Here is a 24409-nt window from a genome sequence, read left to right as displayed (position 1 = left end):
GCTAAAATACAGGAAATCCTGGCAATGACCCGCCAAGAAGTTTCGCGAACAAATAATAAATTCCAAATGAAAATGCCGCTGCAATGATGAAGGAGGGCAATAATCGGCCACGTTCCATTGTTTGGAAAGAGATGAGTAAAAATAAGAACGTTGAGATGACGTATCCGACCATTTCCAATAGAAATGCATACAAAACCGCGCTGCCAATAATAATAAGGAATTTCTTGTATTGAAGCTTCATTCCAGCTGTCGTTTCAGATTTGTATTTAAATGTTTCGAATAGCAATCTCAAACTTAAAAGAATTAAAATCATACCAAGCCACATTGGAAAGATTTTCGGTCCAACTGATGATCCGTAAGCACTGTCCGAAATTTTTTGGCTTTCGATTACAAATAAGAGACCGATTAGTAAAAAGACGATGCTGGCATATCGATCGAACGTTTTACTCATAGTCTTTGACACCTCCCTAAAAGAAAAGGCGGCGCTGAAGCCGCCCGAATAATGTTATTTCTGCATTCCAAGTGCCGTTAACAATTCCACGATCACTTTATCTTGTTCTTCCAAATAGGTAGTGAAGTCGTCAGCATTACGGTACTCGCTTTCCCACCCATTTTTCTCTAATTCTGCGTTCCACTCGTCTGATTCCACCATTTTCTCTAGCTTCTCGGACCAATAGTCATAAGCCGTTTCCGACATTTCCTTTGGACCGAAGATGCCGCGCCAAATGGTGAATTCGGCGTCAATTCCTTCTTCTTTAAATGTAGGGACTTCTGTCAATTCACCGCCAAGCCGTTCGGAAGAACTGACAGCGAGGACACGGACATCACCGGATTTCAGATACGCCCCAATAGTGGAGGCATCTGTGGCGATGACGTCTGCATTTCCACCGAGCAATGCTGCGACTGCCTCTCCGCCGCCATCATACGATACATACTTTACTGTTTTTGGATCAATTCCATATTCAAATGCGGGCAAGACGCCGACAAGATGGTCCATCGATCCCGGAGCCGATCCGCCGACAAGTGTTACCGATTTCGGGTCTTTCTTAATTGCTTCTAGTACATCTTTCAATGAATTGAACTTCGAATCCGCCTTGACGACAATAGCTCCGTAGTCACGCGTCAGCTGAGCCAATGGTGTTGTGTCTTTATAGCCGTAAGCACTGTTTCCTTCCGCTTTGTTATTGTTGATTAAGATTGGCGGAGATTTTACAAGAAGGACATGATCATTTTTTAGTTCCTTTGTTGCAAATTCTGCCATGTAAACAGCACCACCGCCACCGGGTTTGTTTTCAACTACGATTGACTTATCGATTAGCTTTGTTTCACTCATCGTTTTTGCAATAGCTCTGGCAGTTAAATCCCATCCACCGCCTGCGCCGGATGGAGCGACAATTGTTATGTTACTCTCCGGATATTTCGAGGTAGCGCCTTCCACTTTTCCTTCAGATTCATCCGCAGAACATGCTGTGAGGCCGAGTGCCAGGATACTTGCTAGGGCAACCGTCGTAAGTTTCTTCCACATCTTCATGTAATCCCCCTTATAATTAAAAATGATGACAGCGTTTTCATTCGCTGTCATCAATCTATCAGAATATTTATTCAATTAAAAGTTATCGTTTATAAGTTCGATAATGAGAGTAAACATCATTTTGTTCATACTGTTCAGCGTTTTTTTATGAAGTATCTTCTTTCGGGACGCCCGACTGAGCCGTATAGAAGTTCTGTAAATGCACGTTTTTCTGAGACGAGGTATTCTAGATAACGTCTTGCGGTCGAACGGCTAACGCCGATTTCCAAACCAAGTGCTTCTGCAGTAATTCCGCCTTCTATATTTTTTATATGGCTGACCACTTTCTCTTTCGTCATGGGGTCAATCCCTTTTGGTGGAATGAAATCAGGGTTTGATGAAGCGGGTAGCGTTTTATTCCAAAGAGATTTGATGGAATCTTCCTGTATGAGTCCTACACCTGAAAGTGTTTCCCTTTTAACTTTATAAGAAAGGAGGCTTTCCTTAAATCGATCGAATGTGAGCGGTTTTAGGATGTAGTCGATGACTCCGTGGCGAAATGCCTTTCTTACAACTTCAATCTCTGCCGCAGCGGTGATGAAAATAATATCTGTTTCAGGGCTGTTTTTGTGGATGAAATCCATTAGCTCTGTACCAAGTACATCGGGCAAATAGACATCGAGCAAAACGAGGTCTGGCAACAATGCTGAAATCCAATCTTTTGCTTCATCACCGGTATACGCGGAACCTACGACTGTAAAGCCCTCTATTTTCTCGATGAACCGCTGATGGATGTCGGCAATTCGTAAATCATCTTCAATAATTAAGACTTCAATTAGAGTTGTCATCTGAAAACCCTCCTTTCGGTATGGAAATAATAAACAATGCACCGCCTAAATCTCCTTTTTCGAGTGTGATAGAACCGCTGAGGTTTTTCACATTCTCTGCTACTTTCATAAGTCCATATCCACGGTGATTCTGATTTTTTGTCGATACCTTTTCTTGAAAGAGTACATCCAGCACTTCATCAGCTATCCCATGTCCTGAATCTTCAACTTCAATTAAAATCTCTTCGCCGTTATCCAGAATGAAGATGCGGACCATTCGTTTTTCTTCCGGAAAAGAGTCGGTCGCTTCGAAAGCATTTGTAACTAAGTTTCCAATGATTGAAACGAAATGGTTTTTTTCTAAGTGTTTCGGGAGTTTTTTTAAGAGACTATCTTCATCAAGAAGGAAGCGGACCTTCAATTCCTTTGCCCGGTTGAAGAAACCGATAACAATTCCTCCTAGAAAGGGATCCTGCAACCGCTTTGTCACGAATTGGATGAGCGATTGATGTTCAGCTGTTTCCTCATGAATCAAGCTTAGTGCCTCATCGTATGAATTGAGTTGAATGAGACCCGATATTGTATATAAAAAGTTATTGTATTCATGGGTTTGTGCACGAAGCGCCTCCGTATACCGTTTCACTTGTGATAATTCCATTGCGAGTTGGTCAATGTCTGATTGTAGCCGAAAAGTTGAAACCGCACCGACAATCTGTTCGCCAACACGGATGGGGATGCGATTTACAATTACCTTTTTGCCGCGAATTTCCATCGGGCGATCGAGATGTCGTTCTCCGGTTTCAAGTACCTTTGGAAGAAGTGTGTTTGGAAGCACTTCCTGAATCGTCCGACCGATTAGTTCCGATTGATTAGGGAGAGAAAGAGTTTCATATGCAGCCACATTCACAGTTGTAATGATACCGTTTGCGTCAACCATAATGATTCCTTCTCGCACAGACTCAATAAGAGCGTTTCGTCCGGTGAATAAGTTCGCTATTTCCGCAGGCTCTAAATTAAAAAGTTCTTTTTTAATATTGCGTGCCAGAATGCTAGAACCAATAATACCTAGAATGATTGCGATAAGTACGATGTAGGAAATGTTGTCGGCATACTGAAAAAAGATAGAGGACATATTCTTCTTTAAAAAACCAACGGAAATAATCCCGATAATCTTGCCATCCTCGTTAAATACTGGTGTTTTCCCACGTAAGGCGGCCCCGAGTGTCCCAGTCGCCTCGGAAATATAGGATTCGCCTAGGAGAAGCGCACGTTCATTATCATCACCCACCATTTTTTGCCCAATCCGTTCTGGAACAGGATGAGCATACCGAATACCTTCGCTGTTTCCGATAACGACATATTCAGCACCAGTTTTGAGTCGTACCGCTTCGGCGATAGGCTGCAATATTTCCGTTGGATCAGCGTGTCCAAATCCTGCACGGACATCGGGGCGGTCTGCTGTTGTTCTGGCTATACTTAGCGCCTGGTCCCCAATCTGTTGCTCGATACCTTGCGACATTGTAAAGTAGAAGGAAACACCGATAATGATTGCTATTATGGAAACAAAGAGTGCGCCATATGAAAAAATGCGGGATTGTAAAGTAGCGGGTTTCATAGAAATCATCTCTCAATCTTGAAGTAACCGTATCTACTTACATTGGTCTTGGGCAGGCTTTCTACAAAGTTGAACGTCGGCCAATTGGTTCACACTATATGCTACACTATTGTTAATTGTTAGAATAGGGGGATTTAAGTGAAGCCAAGAATTTTCATTACAAGAAAGCTGACAGAAGAGGCGGTTGCGCCGCTTCATGAAAAATTTGATGTACGGATGTGGGACGAAGAAAGTGTAGCAGTTCCGCGCGCTGTTTTATTGAAAGAAGTGGCAGAAGCGGATGCACTATGGTCGGTTTTGGCGGATAGCATCAATCGCGAGGTTTTTGAAGCGGGTACGAAGCTTAAAATCGTTGCAAATATGGCCGTTGGTTATAATAATATTGACTTGGAATCGGCAAAGGAATATGACGTCATCGTAACAAATACACCGGGTGTGTTGACTGAAACAACTGCAGATCTTGCTTTTGCGCTTCTACTAGCGACGGCACGTAAATTGATCTCTGCAGAAAATGAAATTAGAAAAGGTAATTGGACTTCATGGGCTCCGATGAGATTTACAGGCATGGATGTTGGAGGAGCGACACTTGGCATCATTGGCATGGGACGAATCGGTGAAGCGGTTGCGCGCCGGGCAAAAGGCTTTGATATGCAAGTTCTTTATCATAATCGCAACCGCAAGCCAGACGCAGAAGCTGAGTACGGACTTGAATTCAGGGAGTTGGATACACTGCTGAAAGAGGCGGATTTCGTTATCATTCTAGCTCCCTTTACACCGGAAACCGCCGGGATGATTGGTGCACGGGAACTTGACCTTATGAAAAATACGGGCGTTCTTATTAATGTCGCTCGTGGTGGAATTGTTGATGAGGCTGCTCTTTATGATGCATTGAAAAACGGTGCGATTTGGGCGGCGGGGCTCGACGTGTTTGAAAAAGAACCAATCCCACTCGATCATCCGCTTCTTACATTGCCGAACGTAACAGTCCTTCCGCATATCGGAAGTGCCAGCATTAAGACACGCCTTGCGATGATGAACTTGAACGCACAGGCAATTACGGATGTACTTGAAGGCCGCAAGCCAAAAGGTATCGTTCAGTAAAGAACAGCAGACGAATGAATTATGTCTAAATTGACTTGATGACTGTCGTCGAATAGGAGGAGGTAACAATATGAAAGGTACAATCATTCCATATTTAACGTTTTACGGAGAAGGAAAAGAAGCGGCTGAATTCTATGCGAATTTGCTAGGACTTGAGGAAGTCGGAATGCAGAAATATGCGGATGCTAATTTCCCGCATCCACCGGAAGCAACAGATTATCTCCTCCATTGCCATCTGAAAAAAGGTGAATTTCAAATCATGCTTGCCGATTCTGCGGACAAGCCATCTGAATACAACAAAAACGGCGTTGCCCTTCTTATCGACTGTGAAAGCGTGGAAGAAGCGAACCAGCTCTACGACGGCCTGCGGGAAGAAGGCGAAGTACTGATGGCCCTGCAAGATACGTTCTGGGGAGCTAAGTATGGGAAAGTGAAAGATAAATTTGGCTTTACGTGGGATTTGAACTGCGAGAAAGAAGGATAGAAAAAGGAAGACTCTTCGTCGAAGGAGTCTTCCTTTTTTATTGCCAGTTCAATTTTTACCGATCTGCGAACAAGTTAAACACACCCAGTGCATCAAGGAAAACAATAATGATTGCGATAGGGGTCAGATATTTTAATAGGTAGAACCAAATGTTGAAGAAGGTCTTTCCGACTTTCGAACCTTGCTTCATCTCATTGAACAGATCAGTTTTAGCTATTTTCAAAGGGATGAATATCGAAATCAATAATGCGCCAAGAGGCATCAATACATTGCTTACTGCGAAATCGACTAAATCGAATACCGTTTTATCGAAAAACTTCACATCAGCCATTACTCCGTATGATAAACAAGATGGAATTCCAACAACGAAAATTGCCATTCCAATTATCCAAGTGAATCGTTTTCGTTTTGAAGGATCATTTTTCGTCATTGTTGCAACAATAATTTCAATCATAGAGAAAGCGGAAGTTAAAGCCGCGAATAGGAATAAAACCAAAAATGCAATGAAGAAAAACACCCCAAAGGGCATTTGGTTGAATACAGCTGGCAGTACTGAAAAAATCAATGTCGGTCCTGCATCCGGTGCCATTCCAAATGAAAACACACCCGGAAAAATCGCAAGGCCGGCTAACAGAACGATGACGATATTCATAGCGATAATGGACATCGCCGAGCTCGGCAGGTTTTGCGTTTTAGGAAGATAGGAAGCATACGTAACCATGACAGAAGCACCTAATGTGAGAGTGAAAAAGGCTTGTCCCAAAGCGAATAAAATCGTTTCAGACGTTAATTTAGTGAAATCCGGTACCAGCAGAAATTTTACGCCTTCCATTGCCCCATCCAAGCTAAGAGAACGGGCAACGATAATGATAAATAATATGAAGAGAGCAGGCATCATAATCTTGCTTGCTTTCTCAATCCCTTTTTGAACGCCTTGGGCTACAACAGCAATTGTTAGCACCATAAAGATCAGTTGACCGGCTAACGTAGCGAATGGATTTGCAATAATTTGGTCGAATAACGGTCCGAACTGGTCTTGCGAAAGTCCGGAAATACCACCGGTTAATGCTTTGAATAAGTAGAGGATAATCCATCCTCCGACAACACTATAAAATGATAGCACTAAGAAACTGGTTACGACGCCAATGATCCCTGTTATATGCCAACCTGAATTGGGAGCAAGCTTTTTGTAGGCAGTAATTGCGTCACTTTGACTTTTACGACCGAGAATGAATTCACCGATTAAGAGAGGGAATCCTAATAACAGCGTAAATAATAAAAAGACCAGTAGAAAAGCGCCGCCACCGCCAGTCCCGGCTACGTAAGGGAACTTCCAAATAGCGCCTAACCCGATTGCTGAACCGGCAGCAGCTAGTATAAAACCTATTTTTGATTTCCAGTGTTCTTGTTGAGGCATAAGGTCAGTCCTTTCGATGAAACGAATATGTATGTACTTATAAAACAAGTCGTTTAGTTTAAGGGTAGCGTATTTTAAGGAGGCTGTCATTAAAATAACAAGTTTCAGAACATTATAAGTATACGGCTTAGAGGAGCTATTAATGAATAAAGCCTGTGTATGAGTATCTGAACAAATGAAAAAGCTTCCCTCATTACATGGAAACGTAATGAGGGAAGCTTACTATTATCAATTGAACAGGTTTATCGTCGTTATAATAATTGGCATCGCAAATACATCGATGAGGAAAGCACCAACAATCGGAACAACGAGGTACGCTTTAGTCGAAGGGCCATATCTTTCAGTGACGGCCGCCATATTTGCCATAGCATTAGGGGTAGCGCCGAGACCATGTCCTGTAAAACCAGCTACCATAATGGCTGCATCGTAGTCTTTACCGAGTAGACGGAACAAGACGAAAACCCCAAACAGGACGATGAAGACAACTTGGACGAAGACGATAACAAGTAGTGGAAGGGCCAAATCGGCAACTTCCCACAATTTAATGCTCATTAATGCCATTGACAGGAAAATCCCCAGTGTAACGTCGCTGATTAAGCCGATACTCTTCATATCGATCGCTTTAGGATTAATTTTGTCAACGATATTCCGAACAAGAACAGCAACAAACATGGCTCCTACGTAACCCGGCAGAACGAACCCTGTTGCGGTTGAAAATAGTTCACCCAAATACGTACCAAGGGCCATACAGAGTGTGATGAGTAGAATTTGTGTGAAGAACGAATCTGTTTGAATCGGCTTTTCTTTCTTTTCAATAGGAATACCGAGATCAGTATCCGCTTCAGATGACTTGAGATTGTGTTTTGAAATAAGGTATTTTACGGTGGGACCACCAACGAGACCTCCTGCAACAAGTCCAAATGTAGCTGCTGCAACTCCAATCGATAGGGCTGAATTGATACCCATGTCTTCGAGCGTCTGTCCAAATGCAGTAGCGGCTCCGTGTCCGCCTTCCATTGAAACTGCTCCAGCCATCATTCCAATAAGTGGATGCAGGTCGAACAAATAAGCCATGGATACACCGATTGTATTTTGCGCGAGCGCTAAAAATCCACATGCCAGCCAGTAGATGACAAGAACCTTTCCGCCAAGTTTAATGAGTTTAAAGCTTGCTCCTAAACCGATTGTTGTAAAGAATGTAAGCATGAATAAACTTTGCAATGATGTATCAAGTGTAATTTCTAGCCATCCGAGAGACTTGAAAATGGTCGCAAAAACAGCGAATAATAATCCGCCGACAACGGGAGCAGGTATGCAGAATTTCCGTAAGAAACCAACTTTCTTAACTAAAACCATCCCTAAAGTTAGCAATGCAATGGAAAGGAAGATTGTGGTGACTTGATTAAGAACTAGCGTCATGAATTTCCCCTCCTAAAAAAGTTGTAATTGCTTCATTTGTTAAGTAAGCACCGAGTTTTACTGTACGGTTGTTTTCATCTAAAACGGGGTTCACTTCCGAAATATCGAACGACAGTGTTTTTTTATGTGTTGTAACTGTTCGAATGATTGAACGAACAATGGAAGGATCTAATCCGAATGGTGAAGGAGCACTGACACCGGGTGCGAAAGCAGAGTTCAGTACGTCCGTGCATAATGTTAGAAAAACATAATCATGTTGGTTGATGAATTGTTCGAGATCGGATGTTAGTTTGTCCATATTTCCGATATGCATATTCTCTTCGTATTCATATTTGACACCGAGCCTGTCGGCTGTATCGAACAATTCCTGCGTATTTCCATAGCGCTGGATTCCGACGACGAAATAGCTGCTCATGTTATCATGCTCCAGGATTTGTTTGAACATCGTGCCGGAAGACGGTTGTTCATCATATGAGCGTAAGTCGAAATGGGCATCTATGTTAATAATTCCAAGAGAAGCTTCCTTACCAATTGATTTTCTGACTCCGAGATAGTGACCGTAAGCGGTTTCATGGCCGCCACCAAGAATAATCGGTGTCATTTTTTTCTCTAATGCGTTTGCAATCGTATCGCCTAGCTGTTGTTGGGCTTTTTCCAGGTTGGTATCCATGTATTGAATATTTCCGACATCGACAAGCCTTTTATTTTCCGGGAATTTCCATGGCAATTTGGCAAGTTCACTGCGAAGTGCATCGGGAGCTTTTGCTGCACCCAATTGCCCTTTGTTGCGGCGGACGCCTTCCTCGCTTTCGAAACCGATAATTGCACATGTGTTGGGTGACTGGCAGATGACCTCGAGATTTACTAATTCAACCACTTGGTGATATCGGAAACTTGTTCTATTTTCAGTATGATCCGTACGTCCGGCCCATACATGTTCATTTACCTGATTAAGCAATTGCCTCACCCTTTCTGAACTTTCAGATACAACGTTACTCATTTATTATAAAGTACATGATTTATTAATTCTAATATATAATTACTATATACTTATAGCCCGCATCTATAATTGAGTGGAGGAGTGGTTAGTATGGATCTAAAGCAGTTAAGTTATTTTGTTTCAGTCGTGGATCATATGAGTTTTTCTAAAGCTGCAGAGAAGTTGCATATTTCTCAACCATCATTAAGCAACGCCATAAAAAACTTGGAACGAGACTTGGGGTTTCAAATCATTGAACGCAATACAAGGAATAGTAGATTGACAGAAGCTGGAGAGGTTTTATACGGCAGGGCGATTCATCTTTTATCAGAAATGGCGATTGTAAAAAAGGAAATGGAAGAAGTAAAGCTTATTGGTAAAGGTGAACTCCAAATCGGTATGATTGAATCGGTGAAGTATTGGATTCCAAAAGTGATTTCTCTATACAATAAAAAATTTCCCGAAATGCACATTCGATTGATGGAGGTGTTAAGTGGTGACGATGTGAAGAATTCGTTGAGGAAATATGAAACGCATGCCATTATCACGAACCAGCAAATTAAAGAAGTGGATATAGAGACGGTCCCTTTGTATAAGGAAAAACTTGTGTTAGTCCTTCACGAAAACCACCCGATGGCTACAAGGGAATCAATTATGCTGAAAGAATTGGAACAGGAGCCGTTCATCATTAGCACCGAAGGGTTTCAGACAAGGGAAGACATATTGCGTGCTTTTGAATTGGAAGATACTGTCCCTACGATTAAATATGAAATTGAGCGTTTTGAAACAGCATTAAGTTTAGTCGGTGAAAATTTAGGTATTGCGCTTATTCCAGAAAATTACTTACAGGGGCCTTATAATCTTACGATTGTAAGTAAGATCATCGATTCCCGGGCACTTGAAAGAACTGTGTATTTGACGTACATGAAAAACAGGTATGTCTCTCCAGCTATACAGGCGTTCATAATGGAAGTGGAGGGTTTTTTCGAATACAAAGTTTCTGATTGATTCGTTGCAAATCAGTCTGTCTGTTATGATTAAGTAAGGAGTAAAACGGTTTTTTGTAACCGAAAGGGGAGAATTAAATGATTGGACGAAACGACCCATGTTCTTGTGGAAGTGGTAAAAAATATAAGAAATGTTGTGGAACGGAAGGAACAAATCTTGTCGATATGATTGTCAACGAAGAGCTTGATCGTGTGCTCGTCGGTTATTTTAATGACTATCCGAAAGATACAGACCGCCAGGAAATGATGCAGACGATGCGGGAGTGGGTAAACCGCCTTACAGGTAGCTGGGAAAAGGAACATATTGAAGAGGCGGCAAGTGAGTTTTATTTATTCATCCACAATAAAAAGATTTGGCATACATATTTAGCACAGCAGCTTGAACAGATGAAACGTGATTCAGTTATTTCAGTATTACAAAAGTGGGACGAACCGTTTATGCTCCTTGCAGAAATTACCGAAGTTGAGTCAGGCAGACTAAAAGTACGGGAGCTGTTTGGTGAGCGAGATTATTTTGTGACGCGCAATGAGGGAATGCCTGCAGATTTGGGGACGTTACTATTTGGTGTAGTCCTCCACGATCCGCGAAAAGGGGACTTCGGGGTTGCACCTGTTTCTTCAATGATATTCTTGGCAAAGTGGAGCAAGCAGACGAAAAAGTCGCTCGTTGAATTAAGAGATGCGGTATCGGACAAGTCGACTGAGCAATTTCTAGATGATCACACGCTCGATATTTACGAGTTGTTCATCAAAAGGAGCATGGCTTCCATGAACGAGCTTGTTGAAGAAGTATTGGTACCCACACAATTGAGTGCGCTGACCGCACTTGACATCACACTTCGTGAACTGAATCAAAGTGCGGATGGACGTGAAATCATGCACAAACTGGCCGTCGCTTACTTTCTGAATGAGAATAAAGATGTTCCGATAGAAGGTGATTTTCTTGCTGCTGCAGTGAAAACGGGTATTCAACTTGGAGTGCTACAGGATACAGGGCTTATAGAAGATGACATTTTACGGAAGTACAGTGCATCAAAAGAAGGAATGCACTTGTATGAAATGGAACTTGCCTCCCTTTATGCAGACATGATGGATAGCGGGGATGAACCGGTGGCGGCACGACTTTACGATATTGGAACAGATCCTCGGCCGACAGAAAAAGCACTTTGGGAAACATCGATGACGACGGGCGGGGTTATTCAGCCTGAACGCAAGCCTGGCATTGCAGAAGGTCGTGCGCAACTTCTTGCATATGAGGCGTATCGCGCGGAATCTGAACAAGCACGTCGGAAACTTGCGAAGAGTGCAATGGAAATCGGACCAAATAATCCGGATGTCATCTTACTTCAAGCGGAAGTTGAACAGGATGCTGAGAAAGCGGCTAAATTGTATGAAAAAGCAATCCAGTCTGCAAGCAGGACATTTGAACCGGGGGAGAACCCTTGGCAAAACATACCGAATCGGCCATTCATGCGCTCGGCATTTGCGTATGGTGTTCACTTGTTCAGTCGCGAAGAGTATGGAGAGGCGGCGGAAATGTTCACGGATCTATTGAAGATGAACCGTACGGACAACCTTGGGGCCAGATATGAAGCGGTGGCTTCGCTCATTCACGCCGAACGGTTCACAGAAGCGGCGGAAATCATGGTGCGCTATGAAAAAGGTTCCGAGCATGATGCGGCTTATCTTTATCTTGACTGGAAGCTTGAACACATAGCATCCGAAGGGAAATCGTTAGATGCAGAAGAGATGTTGAATGCTGCAACGAAATTGAATGGCCATGTTAGGCATTTGATGACATTCAAAGCGAAAACGATTCCGTACCCGAGATTTAAAGCGATTGAACCGGGTAGTGAAGATGAAGCCAGGTATATATGGCTGTTGTTGAATGGTGTGAAGTAAACATATGTATTGTTACATTAAGTGAGATTCAATAATAAAAGGGTTAGATCATCGGTCGAAAATAGACCGATGATCTAACCCTTTTTTAGTTTGGAGAGTTTTGGATGAAGATAATGTTAATCCAACGTTATGTCTGATAATTAGTTATTTCCCGCCAAGCATATTGAACAAGCCGCCTGCAATACTTCCTTCATCCCGTGATCCTCCACCAGGTGTTTGCGGTGCAGCTGCAAAGACACGGCTTGCGAGTCTAGAGAATGGGAGTGATTGAATCCAAACAGTTCCAGGTCCCTTCAGTGTCGCGAAAAAGAGTCCTTCGCCGCCAAATAATGCTGTTTTTACGCCTTTTACCATTTCGATGTTGTAATTAACGTTGTGTGTCATTGCCACGAGGCATCCCGTGTCTACACGTAATATTTCGCCCGGTCGCAGCCTTTTCTCGATAATCGTACCTCCAGCGTGGATGAACGTCATACCATCACCTTCGAGTTTTTGCATGATGAACCCTTCACCACCGAAAAAGCCGGTGCCGAGTTTCCGTTGAAATTCAATTCCGACGGACACGCCTTTTGCGGCAGCAAGAAAGGCATCTTTCTGGCAGATAATTTTGCCGTTATGCTCACTTAAATCCATCGGAATTATTTTTCCAGGGTAAGGGGACGCGAAAGATACATGCTTTTTGCCTGCCCCCGTATTCGTGAATGTTGTCATGAATAAACTTTCTCCAGTTAACATTCGTTTTCCAGCGCCCATCAGTTTGCCCATAATTCCGCCGCCTGAAGAGCTGGAACCATCACCGAAGATTGTTTCCATGGCGATCCCGTCTTCCATCATCATTAGAGCCCCTGCTTCTGCCACTACCGTCTCTTTAGGATCAAGCTCGACTTCTACAAACTGCATGTCGTCGCCATGTATTTTATAATCAATTTCGTGATTGTTCATCTTGTTTCATTCCTCCCACAAAATAAGTTTTTTACTACTCAATTATACGAAATAGAGTGGGAAAAGTTTCAAGAAATAAAGGAGGGAAAGTTGAATTACTTTACCGTGTCCATATAGCGCCAAACTTTGTAAGCAAGCTCGTGAGCTTCAGGTTCATGGGAAAAACCTTTGAAAGCTTCTCGGAACGAGCGGACGACAGATTCCAGCACGAATACCCGCGGAGACTCGGCGCGTAGTTCATCCAAAAGAAATTGAACATATTGTTTGCCGGCAGGAAGCGTATCATCTCCAAGAAATTCCAAAAATCCTGTGAGACGTTCGAGTAATTGCTCCTTTGTTTCTGTTTGTTCTACTTCATCCCCGCTTAACTTGAAAAATACATCTTCAGTGAAGAAAGCGTCTTTTGTGCTGACCATACCTAGGATGATGGAATCGATTCTTCGGAGTAAGAATCTCACAAGTTTTGAAGTGTCCATTTCCTCTTTCGAAACAGCTGACCATACATGAAGTATTTGTTGCATCATTCCGAACAGCATCACTGCACAATCGGCTGCATAAGGCACAGCAGCTTTGCCGTACACATCCACCAGTCTTCTTGTTAACCAAGAAAATTCAGCTAAAAGCATGTTCTTGATGTAAGTTCTTAGGTCGCTATCACCAGAATGGAAAACTGCCTCAAAAATTGGCATCAAGTTTTGTTCGCGATTCACGTGCATACGAATTAAAATCTGCTCTACCAGAACGTTCTTATCTGATAAATCTTGTCCAATAAGCAATTCACGTCTTCTTACAGTTGCTTCATCACGTGCGTGTACAAGTATCGCGATGAGGCACTCATTTTTGGATGAAAAATAATTGTAGAATGTCCCTTTTGATATACAAGATTCATCTAAAATATCTTGGACAGACGTGGTGGAAAATCCTTTATCTATAAAAAGTCGCTGCGCTGTTAATAAAACCTGGCGTTTTCGATCATTCATACTAATCACCTTTATCCTAAAGTTAGTTGTCGAACCTATTCGGCTTATCTGACGGGTGTTAATAAACTTATATATGTCGAGTTTCCCTGGAAGTGAATTCAGGTTTATACTATCAGTACATTTATTATGGTATATCCAAAAGGTTGATATATCAACGGAAAAAGTTTTTATTGTGTGAAAGCGTTTTCTAAGGTTGCAAGTTTTGGACTATCGGTATAATATGTTTAACATGATGTACACGGGGTACAAATTTTATACGTTACGTATTAAATAGGAGGAAGTAATAATGGATATAAAAAAAATGCACGAAAAACCGCCTTACGGCATGATAGCAATTTTATTTATAGGTGCTTTTGTCGCTCTACTAAATAATACATTGTTGAACGTTGCATTGCCGACAATTATGGTTGAGTTCGATGTGAAACCGTCTGTTGTCCAATGGCTAACGACAGGATATATGCTTATCAATGGTATTTTAATACCAGCAAGTGCGTTCTTCATTCAGAAGTTCACAAATAGAAGGTTGTTCTTAACAGCAATGGTGCTGTTTACTCTAGGGACGATTTTAGCGATGATTGCACCATCATTTGGTGTACTCGTTGCTGCTCGAATGATTCAAGCGTGTGGATCTGCAATGATGATGCCGCTCCTTATGAACGTTATGCTTACGGCATTTCCGATTGAGCGCCGGGGAACGGCAATGGGGATTTTTGGGCTAGTAATGATTACAGCGCCAGCAATTGGTCCAACTCTGTCGGGATGGGTAATTGAACATTATACATGGCGTACACTTTTTGGTATCGTTTTGCCGTTTTCAATTCTGACACTTGTTTATGCGTTCTTTAAATTGCGCAACATTACACCGAACCGTGACATGAAATTAGATGTATTTTCACTTATTTTGTCAAGTATCGGTTTCGGCGGTCTTCTTTACGGCTTTAGTTCAGCGGGTGATAAGGGATGGGATTCACCGCTTGTCTATGGAACAATCGTTATTGGTGCAATCGCACTTATCGCGTTCATTGTGCGTCAACTACGTATGGATGACCCGATGTTGGATTTCAAGATTTACAAACATCCGATGTTTGCTTTATCATCGGCCATCTCGATTGTACTATCGGTTGCAATGTTTTCGGGCATGATTCTTACGCCGCTCTATGTCCAAACCATACGGGGCATTTCACCGTTCCATTCAGGTTTGCTGATGTTACCAGGGGCAATTGTGATGGGGCTTATGTCGCCGGTTACAGGTCGTTTATTCGATAAGTACGGCGCAAGAATTTTGGCGGTTATTGGTCTTACCATCACTGTCATTTCAACATTCTATTTAAGTAGACTAGGTATGGAGTCTGGTTATTATTACATTATGTGGATTTATACGATTCGGATGTTAGGGATTTCAATGGTAATGATGCCGGTTATGACAAACGGGTTGAATCAATTGCCAATGATCTCGAATCCACATGGTACGGCTATGAACAACACGTTACAGCAAGTGTCCGGTGCTATCGGATCCGCAATTCTGTTAACGATTATGACAAAACGGATGGAATCGACAGGTGCAGGACTATTTGCGGAAGTCCAAGCATCTGGCAATGCTCCATCGACCGCTGAGGGGCTAGCGAAGTTAAAGGAACAACTTGAAGCACAAGCAATGTTGGACGGAATTAGTTTCTCATTTTTCATATCGACAATCGTTGCAATTGTAGCCTTGGCTCTATCGTTCTTCATGAAACGTGTAGCACTACCAACTAATGAAAAATCATTTACTAATTTAGAGGAAAGTAAAAAATAAGCGATGGATTAAAGAGTGCTCCGCATGGGTATATATATATACCACTGCGGAGTTTTTTTGTTTCTGTTACTATTGAATGTGAGGTAAATATTATTAACGTATAATTGTTAGGACGTGGGAAAATGGTTGGACGAAACGATCCGTGTCCATGTGGGAGCGGAAAGAAATATAAAAAGTGTTGTGCGGAGAAAAATGAATCACCTTTAGAGACGCTTATTGATGAGGAACTTGAGCGTATCATCTTTGGTGCTTATGAACAGGCTACAAGCCCAGCTGATATATCAGAGTTCGAAAGCCATAGAAGACACTGGAAAAGTAAACTTGAAAAACTGATGGGACCGGATGATGTTGAGGAGGCTGTTAGTGAATATTTCTTATTCGTTGCACGCCGTGATTTGTGGAAGCGTCACCTCCTAAGAGTGTTGAATAGCCCGATAAGAGAGACAGTTCGATCCGTTCTGGAATTATGGAAAGAGCCTGTTGTACTGTTTGCTAAGGTGAAAGAAGTGAAGGAAGGATATGTTATTGTCCAAGAAATACTTGGCGAGGGCATATTCAATCTTGAAAAGAAAGAAGGAATGCTACTGGAAGAGCATTCATTCATATTCGGCATTGTTTTACCTGATAATCGGGACCAGAACAATGATATCTATGTAATTTCTTCGCTTATGTTCATTAATGATTGGAATGGTGCACTCGAAAAACAGATAGTTGAACTTGCGGAGTCAAGCGGATTCGATAAGAGTCTTGCGTTCTATAAAGAGCATATGACGGATGTCTACGAAATTTTGCTTGCCAGGGATTCACGAACAGTAGATGAACTCATAGAGCATGATTTTACACCGGTTCAGCAGGAAGTAATCGAGAGTCTGGATGAAGTACTTGAGTTAAGAAATACGCCTAAAGAAGCGCGTGAATTACTGAGAAATATTGTGGTAACGTACTTTTTGAAAGAGCGCCCCAATTTCCGTAAACCTGGCGTTATTGCCGCTGCCGTATTTTTTGTAGCAGTTGATTTAGGAATTATGGAGGATGAAGAATTGACGAACGCTGAAATTGCGAAATTGTTCGTTGTATCGACAAGTTCGATGATGAAACATGCAGATAACATCCGTGAATTTGTCATTGAAATGTACGAACGGAGCCGTCAGCAAGAAAAAGAATAATCCGTGGTATTAGCAATAGTGCAGAAATGGATATACACTAAATGGGTATTACATAACCTGAAACCAAAATAACGTACAAATTAAATATTTTTTCATTATGAAAACTCCGCATGGGATCGATACATCCAGTGCGGAGTTTTTCTGTATTTTATTTATGAACTTTAAACAGGGATGAAGGTGAAGAGAAATTATCTCACGTTCGGTGTGGTGCTGACAAAGAGAAAAATTCGAGGAAATGGGGTTCATAGTATGAATAATAATCTCATCCCTCGAATAGCTTGGTTATTGGGGGTTTTTCATAGATTATTGTGTTTAAGTAGGAGGGAAGTAAAATTATAGTTGTCGGAAGATTAAAGGAATTGCGTAGGAAATGTCGAAATTAGTTAAATAGATGTGAGCGCTTTCAAAATGCTGTGTTATAGAAAGGGGAATGTTGCAATGCAACTGAACAATTATATCGGAGGTACATGGCAGGAGGCAGGGGGAGCAGATTATACTGCAGTCTTGAATCCAGCAAATGGTAAGGAGTTGGCACAAGTAAGATTATCGACTAAAGAAGATGTGAGTCTTGCAGTAAAGTCGGCGAAAGAGGCTCAGAAAAAATGGGCACTCGTTCCCGCACCGAAACGTGCAGACTTTTTATATGAAATTGGACGACTTATGAAAGAAAAGAAAGAACACTTATCGCAAGTGTTGACGAAAGAAATGGGGAAGGTCATCGAAGAGGCGCGCGGTGAAGTGCAGGAAGGCATTGATATGGCGTTCTACATGGCTGGTGAGGGACGCCGCATGTTCGGGGAAACAGTACCTTCAGAGCTTCAAGACAAGTTCGCAATGAGTGTCCGTGCACCAATCGGTGTTGTCGGACTTATTACACCTTGGAACTTTCCGGTGGCAATTGCGACATGGAAATCGTTCCCAGCAATTGTCGCGGGCAATACTTTCATTTGGAAACCGGCGACGGAAACACCTATGATGGCGTATGAAATGGCGCTTATATTTGAAGAAGCAGGACTCCCGGCAGGCGTTGCGAATATCGTTTTCGGGTCGGGAGCAGAAGTTGGGACGGCAATGATTGAACACCCTGATGTTCGCGTTATATCATTCACAGGGTCGACTGAAACAGGTCGTCATGTTGCGGAAACAGGTGGACGTCATTTGAAAAAAGTATCACTTGAAATGGGTGGTAAAAATGCGGTCATCGTTATGGATGATGCGGATATCGAACTGGCAGTGGAAGGGATTCTTTGGAGTGCATTCGGAACAGCGGGTCAGCGTTGTACGGCATGTAGCCGTGTCATCGTGCATACAGATGTAAAGGAAGAACTCGAGCAAAAACTCGTGGAAGCGATGAAAGTGTTATCGATTGGCGATGGAATGGACGAATCAGTAAAAATTGGCCCAGTAATCAATCAAAAAGCGCTTGATAAAATTCATGGCTACGTCGGAATTGGTAAGGATGAAGGTGCGAAACTTCTTGCAGGTGGACATATATTAACAGATGGAAAGCTTGCAGATGGTCATTATTACGAACCAACTTTATTCACAGATGTGAAATGGGATAGCCGCCTTGCGCAAGAAGAGATTTTCGGACCTGTTGTTTCGCTGATTGAAGTTTCAAGTCTAGATGAAGCCATTGAGGTTAATAACAGTGTGAAATTTGGACTTTCAAGTTCGATTTTCTCACGCGATGTCAATAAAGTATTCCGAGCACAACGTGATCTAGATACAGGTATTGTCTACGTGAATGCGGGAACGACGGGTGCCGAAATCCATCTGCCATTCGGCGGAACAAAGGGGACGGGCAACGGACACCGCGATTCTGGCGTTGCTGCACTTGATGTCTTCACTGAATGGAAGAGTATTTATATAGACTTCAGCGGGAAATTGCAACGGGCGCAGATTGACACGGATTAATACCTAACGTAAGGGGATGGGGAAATGAAGGTTGTCATACTTGGAGCAGGTTTAATGGGGAAAGAGGCGGCACGCGATCTAGTGAAGGGTGATGATGTCGAAAAAGTTTATTTAGCGGATCTGAACGTCAAGCAAGCGGAAGACTTTGCGGAGGAACTCATGTCCGACAAGCTTGATATCCTATTACTGGATGCGAAAAACGATAAGCAATTAAGCGAAGTGATGGCACTAGGAGATGTGGTTATCAATGCGCTATTCTATACGTTTAATGAAAAAGTTGCCCGAATCGCAGTAGATATCGGTGTTCATTCCATTGATCTTGGCGGTCATATCGGTGGCGCTACGGATGCGGTGCTCGGTCTGGCGGATCAGGCGATTGCGAAAGGCGTGACAATCATTCCGGATCTAGGGGTAGCTCCTGGAATGATTAATATTCTTACTGGTTACGGGGCGGGAAAACTCGAAAAGGTTAATTCCATCAAACTATATGTTGGAGGAATTCCGATAAAGCCGGAGCCGCCACTTAATTATAATGTCGTCTTTTCACTGGAAGGCGTGTTTGATCATTACACTGACCCTTCCCACGTTATTCGAAACGGGCAACTGTTGGAAGTTCCATCATTGTCCGAAATCGAAACAATCCATTTTGATAAATACGGCGAGCTTGAAGCATTTCATACATCAGGCGGCACGTCGACTCTAACGAAGTCGTTCCCTGACGTGGAGACACTAGAATACAAAACGATTCGTTACAAAGGGCACGCGGAGAAGTTCCAGCTGCTTGTCGATCTAGGTTTGTTATCTCGGGACAACGAAGTGACTGTTGACGGTCAAAAAGTGAAGGTACGCGACGTCATGAGAGAACATCTGTCGCCGCAACTTCGCCTCGGTAATAAATCAGATGCAGTGTTGCTACGCGTTATTGTGAGCGGTGAAAAAAGTGCTATGCCAGTAACATACGAATATGACCTTATTACGGAGAAAGACACTGCAGTAAACGAGACTGCGATGGCTCGTGCGACGGCAAATACGATTTCCATCGTGGCACAAATGATTGGCAATGGCACTATTTCGAAACGTGGAGTCCATCCGCCAGAGAATATCGTACCCGGTGAATTGTATATTGAAGAGATGAAAAAGCGCGGTGTCGTTATCGAAGAAAGTATTGAGTCGAACAATGTTCCATGTTGAAAACGTATAGTTTCTAATCTCACTAACGACATAGTGGTTTATGAAAGGAGATGAAGAGGTGGACTTCGGATTTACGGAAGAACAGAAGATGCTGAGGAAAACGGCGCGTCAGTTTGTCGACGCAGAAATTATGCCCCATATCCAGAAATGGGATGCACAAGGTGGATTCGATCAGTCGATTTGGAAGAAGCTTGCGGATCTTGGCTTCATGGGCGTGTGTATACCCGAACAATATGGTGGCAGTGGAATGGATTATAATTCGCTCGCAATACTGTGTGAAGAATTGGAGCGTGGAGATACGGCGTTCCGGACAGCGGTATCGGTCCATATTGGCTTGAACTCGATGAGTATACTGCAGTGGGGCGATGAAGAACAGAAGCAGAAATACCTTGTGCCACAAGCGAAGGGTGAAAAAATAGGTGCATTCGGGTTGACAGAACCAGGTGCAGGTTCCGACGTTGCGGCAATGGCAACAACTGCCGTGCGTGACGGAGATGACTATGTATTAAACGGTCAAAAAACATGGATTTCCCTTTGTGATGTTGCGGATCATTTCCTCGTTTTCGCCTATACGGATAAAGCGAAAAAACACCATGGTATTAGCGCGTTCATCGTCGAACGAACGACACCAGGTTTTTCATCGAAAGCGATCAAAGGGAAATACGGTATTCGTGCAGGCAATACAGGCGAACTATTTTTCGAAGATATGCGTATCCCGGCTGCGAATTTATTAGGTGAAGAAGGCGATGGATTTAAAATTGCCATGGCGTCACTTGATAATGGTCGTTTCACTGTCGCTGCGGGAGCGGTTGGCTTAATAATGGGTTGCCTCGAAGAAAGCGTGAAATATTGTCATGCACGGGAAACGTTCGGTAAGGAAATTGGCAGACACCAACTCGTCCAACAAATGATTGCTAACATGGAAGCGGGCTATCAGATGAGCCGACTTCTTGTCTATCGAGCAGGTGACATGAAAAATAACGGCTTGCGCAATACGCGCGAGACGTCGCTGGCGAAATGGCAGGCATGCGATTTTGCCAATAAAGCAGCAGATGATGCATTCCAAATTCATGGGGCTTATGGTTATTCGGATGAATACCCTGTCGCCAGGTTCCTGCGAAACTCAAAGGCGCCTGTTATCTATGAAGGAACGCGTGAGATCCATACGGTTATGCAGGCAGAATATGTGCTTGGGTATCGTGAAGATAAGAAATTGAGTAATCGGCTACCTGAATGGCCGTTTGAGTGAAATTACAGTCCTGAAGGGGAAGACCTCTCAGGATTTTTTCTTGGTACAATGACAGTCGAAGATTAAGTTTCGATAATAAGTAATAGGCATTGTTACGAAAGGGGAGATATAGATGGGGAAATATACGATTAATGAATTCATTAAACAAACAAAGCAGGATGAGCGGGAAAGTGAATACTTTGAATTGGAAACACCGCGAATTCTGGAAGTGAATTTAACCGACTTTGTCTGGGCAAAGATGGGCTCCATGATCTCATATGCGGGTCAGATTAAATTCGAGCGGGAAAAGGTGCTTGAGCATGGCGTAGGCATGATGTTTAAAAAAGCGCTCACGGGTGAAGGTACTTCACTGATGAAAGCAACAGGGAATGGTCGGCTTTACTTAGCGGATCAAGGGAAGAAGATAACCATTTTCGATTTGAATAATGAATCGATTACGGTGAACGGCAATGATCTTCTTGCGTTTGAGCCAACTATTGAATGGGATATTAAGCTTATGAAGAAAGTGGCAGGCATGATGTCTGGTGGACTGTTCAACGTAACGTTGAAAGGGAAGGGGAAGGTTGCGATTACTACCCATTTCGAGCCGCTAACGCTACTTGTCCATCCTGGAGAACCCGTCGTTACAGATCCTAATGCAACAGTCGCCTGGTCTGGCCATTTAACACCGGAGTTCCGAACAGATATTAGTATTAAGACCTTCTTTGGTCGCGGTAGTGGAGAATCGATTCAAATGGAGTTTAGCGGTGAAGGTTTCGTTATCATTCAACCGTTTGAAGAAGTTTATATGGCTGGGAATGGATCCTCGTGACTAACAAGCTTGTGCTGTTGAATTCAAAGATATGGAATGCCACGTCTGTTGATTAACCAACCAGTAAATGAAATGATCACACACTGGGTGCTACGTGCATAGTTGCAATTGGATTTCTTGGATTGAACGACTACTTTACCATTATCTATCGAGATGTCTGGATGTGTAGGGTGGTCCTTCAGCCGTCGCGCTCCAAATTCATAAGTACACGTAGTTCTGAAGCTTTCTCTATTTTTTTATTTTTTACCAGTAAAGAAGTGTCACTTTCTATAAGATATCACATGATTAGATGCATACTCTTAGCTAAAAGTAAGCAAGGAACACATTGAACAACGTGCAAGAGTGACCGAAATTGCATCTTCGGGCACTGACACTCTATATAGAATGTCATAAAGTCTTTTCTTCCAAAATAACTGCATTCTCCCCTTGAGCACACTAGTACTCCTCAGTAAATCTGTCATGAATAGTTAGTCGAAAGTGGGCCGAAAATAGTCTAGTGAAAATGGAGGTTATCAAGCCCTTCTCACTAGTATTTCATGCGAATAAATGGTAAATCAAATTACCTTTTTTACAACCTTATTTACACTAGCTACATAGTTTGTGATAAAATACTCCTTAAAAACAATTTCCCACAAACAAGGAGTGTTTCCCATTGAAGATTGAACCTTCGTTAAAAATGTCCATTTTTGCACCTGCCATTTTCGGCGATTTAAAAGTAGCAGCCGAAGCGAAAAAAGCAACGGGCGCTGAAGTCTTTGATTTAAGTCTTGGGAGTCCGGATCTTCCTCCTGACGAAAAAGTGAGACGTGTTTTATCAGAACAAAGCGCTCTGGCGAATACATATGGCTATACACTTGGCGGCACAAAACGTTTTAACGAAGCCGTCGCGAATTATTATGAACGACGTTCCAGTGTTACGCTCAATCCTGAAACGGAAATCATTCAAACAATGGGCTCTCAAGAAGGACTCGTCCATCTGCCACTCGCTTTTTGCAATGAAGGGGACTTTGTGTTGACAACGAATCCTGCTTACGTAGCTTATGAGGCTGGCATTAAGCTTGCTGGCGCTGTTCCGTATGAGATGCCGTTACGTGCAGAAAACGGGTTTCTACCTAATTTGGATGAAATTCCTGAAGACGTTGCACAAAAAGCTAAATTGCTGATTTTGAATCTACCAGGAAACCCTGTTCCTGCTATGCCGAATTGTGCATTTTTCGAGAAAGTAGTAGCTTTCGCCAAGAAATACAATATTATTGTGCTTCATGACGCTGCTTATTCTGAATACTATTTTACAGGCGGTTCTCCAATTAGTTTTCTATCGACTCCCGGTGCAATGGAGGTCGGAATGGAGATTAATTCATTATCTAAAAGCTTTAGCCTTGCCGGTGCACGTATCGCTTACATCGTTGGTAATGCTGAGATAGTACATATTTTAAGCCAACTCAAATCGAATTTGGATTATGGAACGTTCGGTCCGATTCAGGAAGCGGCTGTCATGGCACTCGATAATGCGGAAGAGATTACGGATCGCCTGCGGGCAGAATTTTCTGCGCGCCATAGGGTATTAATGAAAGGAATGGAGGAGATTGGTTGGTCTGCTACTCCTTCAAACGGTGGGATGTTTGTCTGGGCAAAGTATCCGTTCGAGATGGACGACAAGGAATTTGTATTTAAAGTAATCGACCAATGTGGTGTTGTCATGGTTCCTGGTAGCATCTTCGGCTCTGAAGGCGCTGGATTCGTTCGGTTGGCGCTTGTGCAGAAAGTGGCTGTGCTGCAGAAAGCGGTTGATCGATTACGGAATTTAAGTATTTAAGCGGTGTAAGGTTAGCGTGGGACGGAGATTTCTGTCCCTGCTAACCTTTTTATGCGGAGTTTTTTTAAGTACGGGTCAATCTTGTAAAGTGTATTTATAGATTGAATTGGGTTAAGATTTTACTATATACGATAATCAAGCAATCCTAATACTCTGCACACATTATATGAATAGTGAACGCTCGGATTTGGTTCCTGTTAATATAGTTTAAGTAGTCAAGTGAATCTTGTGCAACTTTTCTCGCGTATTCAACGTTATGATGATCCGATTTTATGGGTTCT

Annotated in this window: 20 protein-coding genes; 11 read left to right on the top strand and 9 right to left on the bottom strand. The window is 42.7% G+C overall.

Annotated features, from left to right (window positions below):
- Position 1: 1 nt before the first annotated feature.
- The 4 genes from ACGLYD_RS17265 to ACGLYD_RS17250 form a co-directional block, all read right to left on the bottom strand.
- A complete protein-coding gene (locus ACGLYD_RS17265) occupies positions 2-451 on the bottom strand; it encodes a tripartite tricarboxylate transporter TctB family protein (RefSeq protein ID WP_399629513.1) in 450 nt (149 codons plus the stop codon).
- Between the two features lie 54 nt (positions 452-505).
- A complete protein-coding gene (locus ACGLYD_RS17260) occupies positions 506-1525 on the bottom strand; it encodes a Bug family tripartite tricarboxylate transporter substrate binding protein (RefSeq protein ID WP_399629510.1) in 1020 nt (339 codons plus the stop codon).
- Between the two features lie 140 nt (positions 1526-1665).
- Positions 1666-2358, bottom strand: coding sequence for a response regulator (locus tag ACGLYD_RS17255; protein ID WP_067213422.1), 693 nt, complete (start codon positions 2356-2358; stop codon positions 1666-1668).
- Complete coding sequence (locus ACGLYD_RS17250) at positions 2342-3952, bottom strand: sensor histidine kinase (protein WP_082786748.1); 1611 nt, start codon at positions 3950-3952, stop codon at positions 2342-2344. Before ACGLYD_RS17250 ends, ACGLYD_RS17255 begins: the two co-directional genes overlap by 17 nt.
- Positions 3953-4090: 138 nt before the next feature.
- Here ACGLYD_RS17250 and ACGLYD_RS17245 point away from each other — a divergent pair, with 138 nt between their 5' ends.
- Both ACGLYD_RS17245 and ACGLYD_RS17240 read left to right on the top strand, forming a co-directional pair.
- Positions 4091-5053: a D-glycerate dehydrogenase gene (locus ACGLYD_RS17245; RefSeq protein ID WP_067213418.1), complete on the top strand. Its 963-nt coding sequence runs from the start codon at positions 4091-4093 to the stop codon at positions 5051-5053.
- A 70-nt stretch (positions 5054-5123) separates the two neighbouring features.
- Positions 5124-5537: a VOC family protein gene (locus ACGLYD_RS17240; protein ID WP_399629506.1), complete on the top strand. Its 414-nt coding sequence runs from the start codon at positions 5124-5126 to the stop codon at positions 5535-5537.
- Positions 5538-5592: 55 nt separating this feature from the next.
- Here the strand turns inward: ACGLYD_RS17240 and ACGLYD_RS17235 are convergent, their stop codons facing one another.
- The 3 genes from ACGLYD_RS17235 to hutG form a co-directional block, all read right to left on the bottom strand.
- Positions 5593-6954: a sodium-dependent transporter gene (locus tag ACGLYD_RS17235; protein ID WP_067213412.1), complete on the bottom strand. Its 1362-nt coding sequence runs from the start codon at positions 6952-6954 to the stop codon at positions 5593-5595.
- 228 nt (positions 6955-7182) lie between these two features.
- Positions 7183-8373 carry a sodium/glutamate symporter gene (gene gltS / locus ACGLYD_RS17230; RefSeq protein ID WP_067213410.1) on the bottom strand — a complete coding sequence of 397 codons (1191 nt, stop codon included), beginning with the start codon at positions 8371-8373 and terminating at the stop codon, positions 7183-7185.
- Entirely contained in the window at positions 8357-9331 is a 975-nt protein-coding gene (hutG, locus tag ACGLYD_RS17225) for a formimidoylglutamase (protein WP_399629504.1), read from the bottom strand. The genes gltS and hutG overlap by 17 nt, the downstream gene beginning before the upstream one ends.
- Before the next feature lie 132 nt (positions 9332-9463).
- On the opposite strand from hutG, the gene ACGLYD_RS17220 reads away from it, so the two are divergent.
- Both ACGLYD_RS17220 and ACGLYD_RS17215 read left to right on the top strand, forming a co-directional pair.
- Positions 9464-10360 carry a LysR family transcriptional regulator gene (locus ACGLYD_RS17220; RefSeq protein ID WP_067213404.1) on the top strand — a complete coding sequence of 299 codons (897 nt, stop codon included), beginning with the start codon at positions 9464-9466 and terminating at the stop codon, positions 10358-10360.
- A gap of 77 nt (positions 10361-10437) precedes the next feature.
- On the top strand, positions 10438-12261 hold the full coding sequence (locus ACGLYD_RS17215; protein ID WP_067213402.1) for an SEC-C metal-binding domain-containing protein: 1824 nt from the start codon (positions 10438-10440) through the stop codon (positions 12259-12261).
- A 144-nt stretch (positions 12262-12405) separates the two neighbouring features.
- Here ACGLYD_RS17215 and ACGLYD_RS17210 read toward each other — a convergent pair whose 3' ends face one another.
- Together ACGLYD_RS17210 and ACGLYD_RS17205 are read right to left on the bottom strand one after the other, a co-directional pair.
- Complete coding sequence (locus ACGLYD_RS17210) at positions 12406-13203, bottom strand: TIGR00266 family protein (protein WP_187046070.1); 798 nt, start codon at positions 13201-13203, stop codon at positions 12406-12408.
- Between the two features lie 95 nt (positions 13204-13298).
- A complete protein-coding gene (locus ACGLYD_RS17205) occupies positions 13299-14183 on the bottom strand; it encodes a TetR/AcrR family transcriptional regulator (RefSeq protein ID WP_354311953.1) in 885 nt (294 codons plus the stop codon).
- Positions 14184-14469: 286 nt separating this feature from the next.
- Here ACGLYD_RS17205 and ACGLYD_RS17200 point away from each other — a divergent pair, with 286 nt between their 5' ends.
- From ACGLYD_RS17200 to ACGLYD_RS17170, 7 genes are all read left to right on the top strand, one after another.
- Positions 14470-15978 carry a DHA2 family efflux MFS transporter permease subunit gene (locus tag ACGLYD_RS17200; RefSeq protein ID WP_067213394.1) on the top strand — a complete coding sequence of 503 codons (1509 nt, stop codon included), beginning with the start codon at positions 14470-14472 and terminating at the stop codon, positions 15976-15978.
- A gap of 122 nt (positions 15979-16100) precedes the next feature.
- Positions 16101-17144 (top strand): YecA family protein, encoded by a 1044-nt coding sequence (locus ACGLYD_RS17195; RefSeq protein WP_067213392.1) that lies wholly within the window; start codon positions 16101-16103, stop codon positions 17142-17144.
- 438 nt (positions 17145-17582) lie between these two features.
- Entirely contained in the window at positions 17583-19061 is a 1479-nt protein-coding gene (locus tag ACGLYD_RS17190) for an aldehyde dehydrogenase family protein (protein WP_067213389.1), read from the top strand.
- A gap of 24 nt (positions 19062-19085) precedes the next feature.
- Entirely contained in the window at positions 19086-20252 is a 1167-nt protein-coding gene (locus ACGLYD_RS17185) for a saccharopine dehydrogenase C-terminal domain-containing protein (RefSeq protein WP_338654865.1), read from the top strand.
- 58 nt (positions 20253-20310) lie between these two features.
- Positions 20311-21501, top strand: coding sequence for an acyl-CoA dehydrogenase family protein (locus ACGLYD_RS17180; RefSeq protein ID WP_338654867.1), 1191 nt, complete (start codon positions 20311-20313; stop codon positions 21499-21501).
- A 112-nt stretch (positions 21502-21613) separates the two neighbouring features.
- The gene (locus tag ACGLYD_RS17175) at positions 21614-22312 is read left to right on the top strand and encodes an AIM24 family protein (protein WP_187046065.1); all 699 of its coding nucleotides are present in this window, start codon (positions 21614-21616) and stop codon (positions 22310-22312) included.
- Positions 22313-22964: 652 nt separating this feature from the next.
- A complete protein-coding gene (locus ACGLYD_RS17170) occupies positions 22965-24128 on the top strand; it encodes an aminotransferase class I/II-fold pyridoxal phosphate-dependent enzyme (RefSeq protein ID WP_399629495.1) in 1164 nt (387 codons plus the stop codon).
- Positions 24129-24409 lie beyond the last annotated feature (281 nt).

Source organism: Sporosarcina sp. SG10008 (genome assembly GCF_044569405.1).
In the GTDB taxonomy this organism is placed as follows: Bacteria; Bacillota; Bacilli; order Bacillales_A; family Planococcaceae; genus Sporosarcina; species Sporosarcina psychrophila.
The sequence above is the reverse complement of the archived record's forward strand: the minus strand, read 5'-3'. Positions and strand labels throughout refer to the sequence as shown.